Source organism: Candidatus Thiothrix sulfatifontis (genome assembly GCA_022828425.1).
Lineage (GTDB): Bacteria > Pseudomonadota > Gammaproteobacteria > Thiotrichales > Thiotrichaceae > Thiothrix > Thiothrix sulfatifontis.
This window is the reverse complement of record CP094685.1, coordinates 893,368-906,450: the sequence shown is the minus strand read 5'-3', so window position 1 is coordinate 906,450 and position 13,083 is coordinate 893,368. Positions and strand designations below refer to the sequence as shown.

Below are 13,083 nucleotides of genomic sequence, written 5' to 3'. Positions count from 1 at the left end.
GATTAATGAATGGTCGTATTGCCAAAATCGGTCGGGGCACCGGATTCAATTCCGTGCAACAACTCATCCTTGCTGGCATCGCGGATCGCCATGATTTTGACATGGAAGGTCATGGTTTGCCCGGCAAACGGATGATTGCCATCCAAAGTGACCGCATCTTCCGTGACATTGGTGACTCTGAAAGTTTTGATTTCGCCATTTTCAGCTTGAAACTGCGCTTCGGCACCGACCTTGCGGTAAGGCGGTGGCACGTGCTCAATGTCTTGCACCAAAATCAGGTCAGCATCGGCTTCGCCCCACGCGCCATCCACGGCGGGAACATCAACAGCGACCTCATCCCCCACGCGGCAACCGACCAATGCTTTTTCCACCAGGTCATACAAGCGATTGTGACGCATGAATACCATGTTCAGGGGCAAATCCACTTGCTCTACAATATCGCAGTGACGGTCAGCGATGCGGTAAGTGAACTGGACTACCTTGCCAGCAGCCACTTTTTCGGGAGATGCAGTCATTGTTGCTCCTATGCTTTTAACCCAAGGCCGCGAAAATAGTGTCGCGGATAGTGTCAACCGAACCCACGCCATCAATGCGAATGTAACGCGGCGCGTTGGCTTCGCCCGAAGCCGCCCACTCGGAATAATAGCCGATCAGCGGTGCCGTTTGCGCGTGATACACTTCCAAACGCTTCAAGACGGTTTCTTCCGCATCATCAACCCGTTGGATCAGGTCTTCGCCGGTTTCATCGTCTTTGCCTTCGACCTTGGGCGGGTTGAATATCAAATGATAAGTGCGACCAGAAGCAACATGCACCCGACGACCGCTCATTCGGCGCACGATTTCAGAATCGTCAACCGCAATTTCCACCACCGCATCAATGTCGACACCTTGGGCTTTTAACGACGCAGCTTGCGCCAAAGTGCGCGGGAAACCGTCGAACAAAAAACCATTAGCACAATCGGCTTCAGCGGTGCGCTCTTTGACCAGACCGAGAATGATTTCATCAGACACCAAATTACCGGCATCCATGACTTTTTTGGCAGCAAGCCCCATCTCAGTGCCTGCTTTGACCGCAGCGCGGAGCATGTCGCCCGTGGAAATTTGAGGGATATTGTATTTTGCTTTGATGAACCCAGCTTGAGTGCCTTTGCCTGCACCGGGGCCGCCTAATAGGATAATTTTCATGTGGGGGACTCCTCGAGATTGACTACCGTAGATAACAATCAGGGCATCATGAGATGCCCTGATGTGGCCTAAACCCCGATAGTAAGGTTTAGCGCTGTTGTCGACAACTCGATTTTAATGTGCAGCAGCTTTAAACAGCTTGGACTTGTCCACTAAATCCTTGTGAGCACGTTTAAATACCGTCCAAGACTTGGTTTCTTTGTCGTAGACAGAGTTTACGAAGCAATGCCAGTTTTCTTCATCCACGTAGTTGTGGTCCATGCGGTAGTAGAAACCGGGGTAACGGCTTTCTTGACGGAATTGGATGTGCTTCATGTGCGCTTCCGCCGTCAGGATACGGTGATAGTTTTCCCAAGCGCGGAGCAATTCGTGCAGGTCTTTTGCACGCATTTTCAGCGCATCTTCTTTCAACATACCCAGTTTTTCTTCCGCTACTGCCAACATGTGACCGTTGGTAGTGTAGTAAGTCGCCACACCTGCCACGTACTCGTCCATGATTTTCTGGAGACGGAACTGCAACATGCGCGGAGTGATGTAGTGTGGGTTAATATCAATCGCTGTGGTGTAGTCCTTGTGCTCCAAGAAAGTACGAACTGGCTGGTAAATTTCGCTAACCAGATCGTCAACAGACGTTTCCAGCGTCGGCACCCAGTCCTTGTTGTCCATCACGAACTTCACCATCGACTGCGCACAAATACGACCTTCGGTGTGTGAACCAGACGAGAACTTGTGACCAGAAGCGCCCACGCCGTCACCCGCTGTGAACAAACCACGCACAGTAGTCATCGAGCGGTAGCCCCAATTCCAGCCTTGTGGCAGGTGCGCAGGGATTTTGTCTGCTTCAGGATGCTCTTCATTGGTCGGAGCGCCCACGTCTTCTGGCCCGGAAGCCCAGATGCCGCAGCAACCTGAGTGCGAACCCAGCAAGTACGGTTCGGTTGGCATCAGTTCAGAGTTTTTCTTCTCTGGCTCGATGTTTTCACCCACCCAGATACCGCATTGACCGACGCACATGTCAAGGAAATCTTCCCACGCCTCTGCTTCCAAGTGTTTTACTTCACGCGGCGACAGGGTTTCACGCAATTTTGCCAAAGCGGTAACGGTATCCATGTAAATAGGGCCGCGACCTTCTTTCATTTCCTTCAGCATCAAGTGGTTACGCAAGCAAGAAGCTGGAACCGCTGCTTGACCATACGGAGGATAGTCGTTCAGCAATTCCTTGTTCTTGGTCATGTAGACTTCGCCGTAAGCATTGGTCGCTTGGGCTTTGAACAGCAAAAACCATGCGCCAACCGGACCGTAGCCGTCTTTGAAACGGGCTGGAACGAAACGGTTTTCCATCATGGTCAGTTCTGCACCGGCTTCCGCAGCCATGGTGTAGGTGGAACCTGCGTTCCACACGGGATACCACGCACGGCCTTGGCCTTCACCCACGGAACGTGGACGGAAGATATTGACGCAACCACCGGCTACCAGCAGGCAAGCCTTGAATTTGTAAACGTATACTTTGTCTTCACGCGTCGAGAAACCAACAGCACCCGCCACACGGTTTTTGTCGTTAGCGTCATTGACCAGCTTAACGATGAAAACACGTTCTTGAATATTGTCAGAACCCAATGCTTTTTTCGCCGCTTCAGCCACAATCCACTTGTAGGATTCGCCGTTGATCATGATCTGCCATTTACCGGAACGCACTGGCTCACCGCCGTCTTTCAACAGCTTGCCGCCTTCTTTCGGCCAAGTAGCACCGTCAAAACGTTCGCCGTTTACCGTTTTCCAGATAGGCAGACCCCATTCTTCAAACAAATGCACGGAATCGTCAACGTTACGGCCCAAGTCATAGGCCAAGTCGTCACGGGTGATACCCATCAGGTCGTTAGAAACCATACGGGCGTAGTCCGCTGGGTCTTGGTTTGGACCGATGTAAGTGTTGATGGCGGACAAACCTTGCGCAACCGCGCCGGAGCGATCCATTGCCGCTTTGTCAACCAATTTAACGGTGATGTCAACGCCAGCGTCTTTCGCCGCGCCGATCCAAGGCATGATCTCATACGCCGCGCCGCACGCAGCCATGCCACCACCGATGATCAGGATGTCCACTTCTTCTTGGACAACTTCTGGATTACCAAATGTACCTGCCATTTGTGTTTCCTCAATGCTTAAAGGTTAATAACGAAGCGTGTCTTGTGTTACCCATCACTTGCAGATCAGCTCATCCGGGTTGCCCGCGCGGTAGCCGTTCATGACATCACGCGTCAACAGTGCTTTACCCAAGTTAGCCAAATCCGCTTTTGGCTTGCCGCCGTAGCAATCAATCGAGCCTTCTGGCGTAGTACGGATCGGGAATTTGAAACGCTTCATCACACCGTTACGGAATTTGATCGACCACATAATGGAGTCTTGACCGCGCAAAGGCTGTACAGAACCACCGAGTGGCACCACGTCAGCATAGTGACGGGCTTCGATAGCATTGGAAGGGCAGATTTTAACGCAGGAATAGCATTCCCAGCATTGATCCGGCTCTTGGTTATACGCTTTCATCGCGTGGCCTGTGACGGAACCGTCAACGTCCAACTTCATCAAGTCGTGCGGGCAGATGTACATGCAAGCGGTGCGGTCGCCGCCTTTGCAGCCATCACATTTGTCAGTACGTACAAACGTAGGCATGGTGTAACTCCTTCAATTAATTGTATTGTATTGCTACATACGGTCACAGAACTCAACCAGTGAAGCCTATTGCCCTTTCCTCAAAGCTCAGACTGCACCAGAGGCACTTTAAACAGACTTAACTGTTCTCACTTTGATAATAATCGATCAGTATCTGGGCAACTTCAGGGCGCGAAAACTCTTTCGGTGGTGCAATGCCCTGCCCCAGCATTTCACGCACTTTGGTACCAGACAGCAGGACAAAATCTTCCTTTTGATGATCCGGCGCTTCACACATCATCACCACCTTATCCAACTTTTTGGAGTAAGCGGTGTGGTCGGCGCGGAAGATTTCGATCGCAAGCGCATCTTTAGGCACTTCATTATCGAAAATTTCCTGCGCGTCAAAGGCACCGTAATGATCGCCCACCCCCGCGTGGTCACGACCAATAATGAAATGCGTCGCCCCCATGTTTTGGCGGAATACGGCATGTAATACCGCTTCTTTCGGGCCCGCATACAACATGTCGAAACCGTAACCCGTGACCATCGCGCTATTCGCTGGGAAATACAGCTCAACCATCTTGCGGATGGCGGCATCACGGACTGGCGCGGGAATATCACCCTTCTTCAATTGCCCCAGTAACATGTGGATGACCAAACCATCACAGCCGAGACGATCCATTGCCATGTGGCACAGTTCTTCGTGCGCTAAGTGCATCGGATTACGGGTTTGAAAGGCAACGACTTTTTTCCAGCCGCGCTCGGTAATTTCGTTGCGAATTTCAACCGCAGTACGGAAAGTATCCGGGAATTCGCTTTGGAAGTAGGAGAAGTTCAGGACTTTGATCGGCCCTGACAGACAAAACTTGCCTTGGGCATTGAACGTATCCGCGCCGATATGCGCTTCACCTTCAGCAGGACGGTAAATCTGCTGGGTCATGGTCGCCATTTCTTCGTCAGTGAATGCTTCGACACCCTCGACATCCATGATGGCAAGTACCGGATGCCCTGCCACGTTGGGGTCTTTCAAGGCAATGCGATCACCCGCTTTGAGACTGCCAGCATCTTCAACCAGATTCAGTACCGGCGTTGGCCAAAACAGACCAGACGTGGTGTGCATCGTTGCAGCGACTGACAGTGCATCGGCTTTGTTCATGTAGCCAGTGAGCGGGTTGAAATAGCCACCGCCGAGCATCACCGCGTTCGCTGCCGTCGCCGAGCTGACGACGATGGAAGGCAGGCTTTCTGCTTCTTTTTGCAGCGCTTCGTTTTCAGCACTGTCGTATACGAATAGTGGATTCAGTTCCTCAGAACCATGAGGCTTGATCATGCCAATCTCCCGTAAGTGTATGGGTACCCGCCAAATCTTGTATCGATTTTTGAGTGACCAACACCAATTCTATCTACTATAGAAAAATTTCATTAGCCACTTGCTTGAAACTTTGAACCATTCACACTCTATACAATTTTAGTGCATAAACCAATGGGTTTGTTTCTTCGATACGATAAGAAAAATCTATGTATTTTGCACCTAAATGCTTATATTTAAAGAATATAATTATATTGTTATATAGCACTATGCTTACATTGAATTAGTTGATTTTATTGCTAGGGTATTTGCAATTACCTGAATATCCTTCAGGTTTTGGCTTTTTCCAGACGCTTTAACCACACATCCAGCCCCTGTGCGTTCAGGGTAGCGTCGATACGCAGCAATTCACGGCTATCTCTTTCGGGAAGGTCAGCACCGTGTTTATCTATCTCTTCAAGCCAGGTCAAAAAGATTTGCGTTTTAAGTGCATCAACGCGCCCTTCTGGTGCATTTCTTAGGGTTAGCGCTAGGTTGCTCAATGTTTCGATGCTGGCACGCAGTTTGGGCAGCAAGCCCAGCACATCGGTGACACGCCCATAATGCGTAAGCAACATCGCGGCGGGTTGCAGTGCAGCCAATTTATCGAGGCTTTGTTGCCATTCATTCGGTGAAAAAGCCACCGGCGTCGTGGGAGCGAAAATCCATGCGCCTTTAGCCGTCACAAACTCGCGGTAGCAAATCCCGAAGGTATCGCCCGTGAAACAATAGCGGCTGTTTGCATCGAAAATGCAGCCGTGGTGATTGGCGTGTCCCGGCGTATCGTAAAACGTTAAACAGCGTCCGTTCAGATCAACCGTGTAACCGTCACTGGCAGCGATAACGCGCTCGGCAGGCACCGGAACTAATTTGCCATAATCCTTAGCAAAGCCTTCCGCTCCGTAAACCGCCGTGGCTCCCGCTTGCAATTTGGACGGATCAATCAAGTGCGCGGCGCCCTTGGGGTGCACGATCAGGGTTGCATTCGGGCAACGCGCCATCAATTCACCGGCACCGCCCGCATGATCCAAATGCACGTGCGTGGGAATAACATAGCGCACATTGTCAGCACTCAAGCCCAGCACCGCCAATACTGCCAGCAATTGCGGAACCGTGTGGTAAGTGCCGGTATCGACAAACGCGACTGCATCGCCTTCGCGCACCAAGTAGCAGGCCGCCATTTGCGGGCGATAAAGATCCGTATCAATGCAATAAACGCCGTGCCCCAAGTCTTCGTAATGCGCTGCCATACCCACTTCTCCACGAATTTACTGTTGCGATGCAGCAGTATAAGCCGAAATGTGTGGAATTTGTCACGAGCGGTAACAATTTGCGTATAATCAAGTTACCCTACCACTATTGTTAGATCAAAGGAGGCGGCCATGGCACGCACCCCTTCCACCATGTTAGCCCTTGGTACCGATGCACCTAACTTCACGCTCCCAGCACCAGCCAGCGGTAATCTTGTTAGCAAACAAGATTTTGCGAGCAAACCATTACTGGTTATTTTTATTTGTAACCATTGCCCCTACGTGATTTTAATCCGCGACGTTTTCACGCAATTGGCAAAAGATTACCAAGAACGCGGTGTCGCGGTGGTCGCCATCAATGCTAACGATGTCGACAATTACCCCGATGATAGCCCTGAAAAAATGATCGAAGCCGTACACGCACACGGTTACACCTTCCCGTATTTGTATGACGACACTCAAGCGGTGGCTAAAGCATATAAAGCGGCTTGCACCCCTGACCTCTTCCTCTTCGACGAACACCACCAGTTGTTCTATCGTGGGCAATTTGATGATGCCCGCCCGCGTGGGGATATACCCGTGACCGGCAATGATTTGCGCCATGCACTGGATCGCTTACTCGACAATATGTACCCGCCCGATGAGCAAAAACCCTCGCTAGGCTGCAATATTAAATGGAAAGCGGGCAATGAACCGAATTACTGAGGCAGCGTAAACTTGATGATGAAAGCGCATACACCAACGGATATTCTCGATTTTTGGTACACCCCGCCGCTGCCAGAGCATTGGTTTGCCTCCACTCCCGCGCTGGATACCGACATTCAGCAACGCTTTGGTGCGTTGTGGGAACAAGCCGCCGCCGGGGAACTTGACGTTTGGCAAGCTTCACCCGACGGCTGCTTGGCGCTGTGCATTGTGTTGGATCAATTCCCGCTCAATATGTTTCGCGGGGAAGCGCGTAGCTTTTCCACCGAACAACACGCGGTAGCCGTCACCAAACACGCGCTTCAGCACGGTTTTGACCAATTATTACCGCCCGAACGCCGCATGTTTCTCTACATGCCGCTGATGCACAGCGAACACCTAGCCGATCAGGATGCATCGGTGCGCTTGTTTGAAGCCGCCGGACTGGAAGCCAATGCGCGTTTCGCCCGCCATCATCGCGAAATTGTGCGCCAATTTGGGCGTTTTCCACACCGCAACACGGCATTAGGGCGCGAAAGCACGGCGGAAGAACAGGCGTATCTGGCATCTAAGGAAGCGTTCACGGGCTGAAACGGCCTGTAGAAGCGCCGTGACGCGCATTGGCGGAACTGACGGCATTGAGGCAATTACGCCATTCCTGAATCTCTGGCGATTGCGACGCTGGCAATAATTCCCCGCTACGCAAACTGCGGGCTACCTCGTCTTGATGCAGGCGCAGGGCTGTCCACAATTCGACGAAATCAACCCATACCGTACCCAATAAGCGGTAAGTGCGGGAACTGACAGACCCATCCAGCAAGGTGCGCAAATGGGATAACTCTGCTTTCAAGGTGGTGGTCGCCACCGGCACATCACCGTATAAAGCGGCATGGCAGGCTTCTAAGGTTAGTCCGTCTGGGTTCAGCGCTAGGATGCAGAGGATTTCGACCATACGGGGAGTGACATGCAAGATTTTGCCGCGAAAACGTACCCAAGGCTGACCCAAGGCATGGATTTCCAATTGCGCACGCGGCACATGGCGTGGCAAGTGTTGCGCAATGTCTTGCGCCAATGAGCCAGCCATGAGTTCACCGGCGACAGAATGGCGCTCCCAATTCATGCCCAAACTTAACACGCCATGCAATTCACCGGATTGCGGATGGAGAATCGGCGCTGAATAACACACCCAATCCGATAAAAGCGTCCAATTGGCTTTGCTGGCATAAGTCCACAACAGCCGCCCATGCTGATCAGCAAGCGTAATCAGCAATTCGTTGGTATGCACCAATTGGCTGATTTTTTCCAACGATGGCGCGGCTGCCAATTGCAAAGGGGTGGATTCGCACAGTTGCCAAGTGCCGTCATTTGGTGCGCAGCCCACTCTGTCATCGCCAATGTTCATGAGCATTTTAAGGCACTGCGTAGCGCATCCAACTGTTGTTGCAGATTGGTGCGTTGGGTGGAAACACTCAGCCGGTTGAGCAAGGTAGACAAGATTTGAATTTCACGGCTGATTCCGCCCAATTTAGCCGCATTCTTTTCACATGCCGGAATAGCGGAAATAATCGGCGCAGGTAAGGTAGCGGCGGTTCCACACTGCACCGCGCCGCCATAGTTGCCAGTATAGGCATTGCCACCCAACCAGCCGACATTGGTAAATTCATTGCCGGGGTTGGTATTGACTGAATTGGGTAACTGGCTGAATGGGTCGCTATTCTCCAGCAAAGCCATTCCCGGCACGCACCCGGATGGGCTGGTGAAGGAAAAGATGCGCTGCTCCTTGCCTGCTTGCCAACCGAATGCGGGCGGGCGACCACCGCTGTATAGCAACCCGAATGACAAATAATCCGCTTGGCGGTTTTCGGTGGGGGCTTTTACCTGTGAATGGTTAACCCAGTTGATGCCCTTGACGGCGCTTTTCAGGCTGTTGATAACAAAACCGTTACCATCCGTTGAGCGCGGCACGACCAAGCTGACTTGCGCTGACAGCACCATATCGGGCGTGGGTACGGTGTCCGGGGTCATGTAGACCACGTATTCATTGCTGCTGGTTTCATGGCTAATACGGAACTGGACACCCGCAACCGCTGGGGCGCTTGCTGTCAACGCCAGTGTGATGAGGGTGGCATGGATGGATGTTAGGGGTTTCATGGCATTGCTCCTTGCGACTTTATTAGGGCTTGTTATCGGTTGCCGACAGTGCCTAATTTACCGGGAAAGGGGTTTAACAAAGGTTGGTAATGGGCGCTTTGTTCACCAACCTTTGTTAAACCTTGGTGGTCATCAGCAGGCCAACAATTCCAGCAAGCGTTCCCGTACCAACGGGTTACACAGCAGGTTGTTGGCATGGTCGAGCAAGGTTTGAGCATCCTGACAGCGGTATAGCAACGCTTCCATACCCGCTTCAAGGTGGTTTCGTGCTTCCTCCAATGCCGGGGCGGTGGAGTTCGGTAACAGCGAGCCGTGATACAGCTTGAGCGCGTCTGCAATACGGTTGTTCTGCTGGAGCACCTGTGACAATTCCACAAAATCCGCCCATACGGACATGCCAAAGCGGTAAGGATGGCTGCTGATTTCCCCCTTCAATAGATGGCGCAAAGAGGTAAGAATGGTCTTGATGGTCGCGGGATGGGTGTGCGCATGAGGGCACAACGCTTGATACAAGGTTTCTAGGGTGATGCCTTGTGGGTTCAGGGCGAGGATACAGAGGATTTCAAGCTGACGCTGGTTAAGGTGCAAGCATTGCCCCTGAAACAAGACTTTGGCTTGCCCCAAGGCATGAATTTCGAGGTCGGCTCTGGGCAAGTAAATCGGCAAACGCCGCGCAATATCGTTGGCTATGTGCGCCACTACGCTTTCCGCAAAGGGAACATGCCGCTGCCAGTGCGTCGTCAAATCCAACACCCCCAGCAATTGCCCGGATTGCGGGTGAATAATCGGGGCGGCGTAGCACACAATGTCGTGGCAGGCAGGCCAATAATGCTCGGTCGCAAACACCGTGCACGGTCGGCACAAGCTCAATGCCAAACCGACACCGTTCGTGCCGCTGATGGATTCCGCCCATTGACCGCCCGGTATGAAGTTAATGGTTTCGGTAAAGGGTCGCAGGGATGGGTGTTCGGCAGTCCAGAGCAATTTGCCATTGGGGTCGGCGATGGCGGCGACGAACGTGTCTTCCTGCACCAGCCGGTTAAGTTTATCCAGCTCAGGGGATACGGCTTGACGTAAGAGGGATGCTTCCCACGTCGCTAAAATACTGTGTTCATCGTCACGGGGTGTAGCGATGGGCTGGGATTGCAAGGCGGCAGGGCTGCGCTGCCAAGAGGCAACCGTCGTGGCGTTGACCCGTTGGGCGCATGGCTCTTGGCAAGATGATTTGCCATGACACAAAGACAAACCTTGAACAAAGCGCTCTTTTTGTATTTCGGCTTGGTCGCGGCGCGAACGCAATGCTGCCTGGTGCTTGGTAAGGGACATGGGGTTATCTCACCATTTATCAGTGTTTTTTATAATTGACGTGTATGCAGCTTAGTGTTTCTTCTTTGGCTATGCAAGGGTTTTGGCTCTCCCACTCAGACACGTACCCCTACGCATAAATGCCGAACAGCTCAAACAGCTTGAAAGTCTGACGTAATGCGTTCATCGCGCAATTTTTGGCTGAGTTCCTGATAGTCTGCCAGCGTTTGCGCGGGCAACGGCGTATTGATTTGTTGCAGCAATACCGCTTCCCGTTCAATGAGGGTGTAGAAAAACCCGAATCTGATCATCCCATCCAGACCGGGCAGTCATTTTTTTGAACACCCTAACCGGCTGGGCGTTTTTTTCAACGTTGCCGACTTCCTGCTTCCCCATAACGCCCTGAATGCCACCTGATACGCTCAATACGGTGCATTTTTTCGTGTTTGGCTGCATCATTTCCCCCTTCATGCGGCATACCCGTGATGTGCCAGCTTTTCGAGGTTGTGCATCAGGCAAAACAATTTCCATTGCCCGTCCACTTTGGCTTTGCTGCGCAAAGTGAAGCGGTGCAGGCGTTTGTTGCCGCGCAAGTTCCCAAATACGGGTTCGACGGTGGCGAAGCGTTGGGTGATCATGCGCTTGCCGAGGTCGGAGTCGATTTTGGGTTTCATCAAATCGGTGTGGCTGGGGGTGTCATCGCGCTTGCCTTGCAGGAACGTCACTTGCCGAGCGCGGGTTTTTGCCGGGTCTTTCAGGCATTGGGGACGCTGTGTACAGGGTTCACAGTCACGCAACGCGCCTTGGAAACGTACCGAAGCATAGCCATTCAGGGTGCAATTCTTGCCGGTACGGTAAAGGCGTTTTCCCGCCGGGCAAAGACAATGGCTAAGGTCAGCGGCTAATTGGAAGTCGGCAGGTTTATAGGTTTTGGTTTTGCTGGGCTTGGGGCATTTGTTCGATAAGGGGTCAGGTTTTTGCTGATGCACCGTCTGATCGGCATAGCGTTCATCGCGTTTGCGGTAATCCTTGTCAGGGATGTAGGCATCAATTCCAGCATCCGCCAAGGCTTTGAGGTTGGCTTCACTGTGGTAGCCGTTGTCGGCGGTGATCACCGTTTCGGGAGTGCGCATTGAAGCGGTGGCATTGACCACGGGCATCAGCAGTTCTTGTTCCGACCCTGTGCCGTGGGCTTGGGCTTCGATAATGATTTGGTAATGGCAATCCACGGCTGCTACGCCGGTATAACCTTGCACCATGCCTTTGCTGGTTGCCATTTTAGCGGATTCGTTGTCGGTGCGGTTGGACAGGCGGATACTGCCTTTAGCGCCTTGGCGGTCTTTGGGGTTGTCTGCCAACCAGTCACGTAACTGCTTGGCTTCGTGTTGCAGGCGTTTCAGTTGTTTGGCTTCGCGCTGGGCTGCCGCCGCATCCGTTTTGCTGGCATCGGCTTGTTGGTGTTTGTCGATGATCTTGGCGGCGGCTTTTTCCATGCGTTCGGCTTGGCGCAAGAAGTCAGCGCGAGTGCCAGACCTTTCTTTGCTGGCATTGGAGGGCAACTTCACCCCGTCAATGGCAAACATCTCCTTCCCGATCAAGCCTTGGCGGTCACAAATCAGCAGCACTTGGGTAAACAGTTTGGTGATCAGCTCCCCGGCATTGGCGATGAACGCCGCCAGCGTGGTGAAGTGTGGCTGGCTATCACCGGAAATCGCTATGAACAGCATATTCTCGCGACACGCTGATTCGATTTTGCGGCTGCTGATAATGCCACGGCTGTAAGCTAACAGGATGATTTTGAGTAACACCGCTGGGTCAAAAGCGGCTGCGCCTTGCACATCATTCTTATAACGCTGGTGGAAGCCTTCAAGGTCGAGTTCGTGGTCAACTAAATGACGTAGCGCGTATTCAAACGTACCGGGCAGGATTTGCCGATCAAAGTCCAATGCCAACAGCTTTAAGCCTTGATGAATCGGTTTGTAGCGTGCCATGCCTGCTTACTCGTTCGGGTGCTTGTGATGCCTGATTATCCCACAAAATGGCGAAAAAGAGGGTTTTTCTACAGCCTCAATAACTGAATTGACTTGCAATGTGGTCATGATATGGGATCATCCTACGGTTAGTTGTCTTAAACCCAATTTGCCAGCCGCAAATCCGGTATTTTATCGAAATGCCGCGTATTGTTCGTCACCATAATGGCTTGCAGGCTCAAGGCGTGAGCGGCAATCAATGCGTCATTCGTGCCAATCGGTGTGCCTGCGTTAAACAGCAAGGTTTGCAGGTCGGCAAACTGCTCTGCTGCCGCCGCATCCCACGGTTGGATGTGATGTAAGCGTTCTTGCAAGGCTTCAATCAGGTTCAGGTGCTTGTCTGGATTGCCGGAGCGTTTTGCCCCTAACAACAATTCGGCGTAGGTGATGGCGGAAATGCAAATCTCATTGCCTGCCTGTACCTGCATTTCCAACATTGCCAGTACATTGGGTGGCTTTTTGCGCATGATATAGCTGCTGA

14 protein-coding genes are annotated in these 13,083 nt (G+C 52.2%); 2 read left to right on the top strand and 12 right to left on the bottom strand.

The window, feature by feature from the left end; translation table 11 throughout:
* Positions 1-2: 2 nt before the first annotated feature.
* From L3K52_04590 to L3K52_04565, 6 genes are all read right to left on the bottom strand, one after another.
* The gene (locus L3K52_04590; protein UOG93014.1) at positions 3-515 is read right to left on the bottom strand and encodes a hypothetical protein; all 513 of its coding nucleotides are present in this window, start codon (positions 513-515) and stop codon (positions 3-5) included.
* Positions 516-531: 16 nt separating this feature from the next.
* Positions 532-1,185 (bottom strand): adenylate kinase, encoded by a 654-nt coding sequence (adk, locus tag L3K52_04585; protein ID UOG93013.1) that lies wholly within the window; start codon positions 1,183-1,185, stop codon positions 532-534.
* Between the two features lie 114 nt (positions 1,186-1,299).
* On the bottom strand, positions 1,300-3,327 hold the full coding sequence (aprA, locus tag L3K52_04580) for an adenylyl-sulfate reductase subunit alpha (protein UOG93012.1): 2,028 nt from the start codon (positions 3,325-3,327) through the stop codon (positions 1,300-1,302).
* 54 nt (positions 3,328-3,381) lie between these two features.
* Entirely contained in the window at positions 3,382-3,852 is a 471-nt protein-coding gene (gene aprB / locus L3K52_04575; GenBank protein ID UOG93011.1) for an adenylyl-sulfate reductase subunit beta, read from the bottom strand.
* Between the two features lie 118 nt (positions 3,853-3,970).
* Positions 3,971-5,164 (bottom strand): sulfate adenylyltransferase, encoded by a 1,194-nt coding sequence (sat, locus tag L3K52_04570; GenBank protein UOG93010.1) that lies wholly within the window; start codon positions 5,162-5,164, stop codon positions 3,971-3,973.
* A gap of 308 nt (positions 5,165-5,472) precedes the next feature.
* On the bottom strand, positions 5,473-6,432 hold the full coding sequence (locus tag L3K52_04565) for an MBL fold metallo-hydrolase (GenBank protein UOG93009.1): 960 nt from the start codon (positions 6,430-6,432) through the stop codon (positions 5,473-5,475).
* 132 nt (positions 6,433-6,564) lie between these two features.
* Between L3K52_04565 and L3K52_04560 the strand changes: the two genes are divergently transcribed.
* Both L3K52_04560 and L3K52_04555 read left to right on the top strand, forming a co-directional pair.
* Complete coding sequence (locus tag L3K52_04560; protein UOG93008.1) at positions 6,565-7,137, top strand: thioredoxin family protein; 573 nt, start codon at positions 6,565-6,567, stop codon at positions 7,135-7,137.
* Between the two features lie 15 nt (positions 7,138-7,152).
* Entirely contained in the window at positions 7,153-7,707 is a 555-nt protein-coding gene (locus L3K52_04555) for a DUF924 domain-containing protein (protein ID UOG93007.1), read from the top strand.
* On the opposite strand, the gene L3K52_04550 is transcribed toward L3K52_04555, so the two are convergent.
* From L3K52_04550 to L3K52_04525, 6 genes are all read right to left on the bottom strand, one after another.
* On the bottom strand, positions 7,697-8,524 hold the full coding sequence (locus tag L3K52_04550; GenBank protein ID UOG93006.1) for a helix-turn-helix domain-containing protein: 828 nt from the start codon (positions 8,522-8,524) through the stop codon (positions 7,697-7,699). The genes L3K52_04555 and L3K52_04550 overlap by 11 nt on opposite strands.
* Positions 8,515-9,267 (bottom strand): hypothetical protein, encoded by a 753-nt coding sequence (locus L3K52_04545; protein ID UOG93005.1) that lies wholly within the window; start codon positions 9,265-9,267, stop codon positions 8,515-8,517. The genes L3K52_04550 and L3K52_04545 overlap by 10 nt, the downstream gene beginning before the upstream one ends.
* 132 nt (positions 9,268-9,399) lie before the next feature.
* Complete coding sequence (locus L3K52_04540) at positions 9,400-10,593, bottom strand: transcriptional regulator (protein UOG93004.1); 1,194 nt, start codon at positions 10,591-10,593, stop codon at positions 9,400-9,402.
* Positions 10,594-10,724: 131 nt separating this feature from the next.
* Positions 10,725-10,883 (bottom strand): hypothetical protein, encoded by a 159-nt coding sequence (locus L3K52_04535; protein ID UOG93003.1) that lies wholly within the window; start codon positions 10,881-10,883, stop codon positions 10,725-10,727.
* 156 nt (positions 10,884-11,039) lie between these two features.
* Positions 11,040-12,563, bottom strand: a complete 1,524-nt coding sequence (locus L3K52_04530; GenBank protein UOG93002.1) for a transposase — start codon at positions 12,561-12,563, stop codon at positions 11,040-11,042.
* Positions 12,564-12,700: 137 nt separating this feature from the next.
* Positions 12,701-13,069: a type II toxin-antitoxin system VapC family toxin gene (locus L3K52_04525; GenBank protein UOG93001.1), complete on the bottom strand. Its 369-nt coding sequence runs from the start codon at positions 13,067-13,069 to the stop codon at positions 12,701-12,703.
* Positions 13,070-13,083: the final 14 nt, after the last annotated feature.

Excerpts from the sequence above, each read along its gene's own strand:
- L3K52_04590 (UOG93014.1), bottom strand. The coding sequence starts at position 515 with ATGACTGCATCTCCCGAAAAAGTGGCTGCTGGCAAGGTAGTCCAGTTC.
- adk (UOG93013.1), bottom strand. The coding sequence starts at position 1,185 with ATGAAAATTATCCTATTAGGCGGCCCCGGTGCAGGCAAAGGCACTCAA.
- aprA (UOG93012.1), bottom strand. The coding sequence starts at position 3,327 with ATGGCAGGTACATTTGGTAATCCAGAAGTTGTCCAAGAAGAAGTGGAC.
- aprB (UOG93011.1), bottom strand. The coding sequence starts at position 3,852 with ATGCCTACGTTTGTACGTACTGACAAATGTGATGGCTGCAAAGGCGGC.
- sat (UOG93010.1), bottom strand. The coding sequence starts at position 5,164 with ATGATCAAGCCTCATGGTTCTGAGGAACTGAATCCACTATTCGTATAC.
- L3K52_04565 (UOG93009.1), bottom strand. The coding sequence starts at position 6,432 with ATGGCAGCGCATTACGAAGACTTGGGGCACGGCGTTTATTGCATTGAT.
- L3K52_04560 (UOG93008.1), top strand. The coding sequence starts at position 6,565 with ATGGCACGCACCCCTTCCACCATGTTAGCCCTTGGTACCGATGCACCT.
- L3K52_04555 (UOG93007.1), top strand. The coding sequence starts at position 7,153 with ATGATGAAAGCGCATACACCAACGGATATTCTCGATTTTTGGTACACC.
- L3K52_04550 (UOG93006.1), bottom strand. The coding sequence starts at position 8,524 with ATGCTCATGAACATTGGCGATGACAGAGTGGGCTGCGCACCAAATGAC.
- L3K52_04545 (UOG93005.1), bottom strand. The coding sequence starts at position 9,267 with ATGAAACCCCTAACATCCATCCATGCCACCCTCATCACACTGGCGTTG.
- L3K52_04540 (UOG93004.1), bottom strand. The coding sequence starts at position 10,593 with ATGTCCCTTACCAAGCACCAGGCAGCATTGCGTTCGCGCCGCGACCAA.
- L3K52_04535 (UOG93003.1), bottom strand. The coding sequence starts at position 10,883 with ATGATCAGATTCGGGTTTTTCTACACCCTCATTGAACGGGAAGCGGTA.
- L3K52_04530 (UOG93002.1), bottom strand. The coding sequence starts at position 12,563 with ATGGCACGCTACAAACCGATTCATCAAGGCTTAAAGCTGTTGGCATTG.
- L3K52_04525 (UOG93001.1), bottom strand. The coding sequence starts at position 13,069 with ATGCGCAAAAAGCCACCCAATGTACTGGCAATGTTGGAAATGCAGGTA.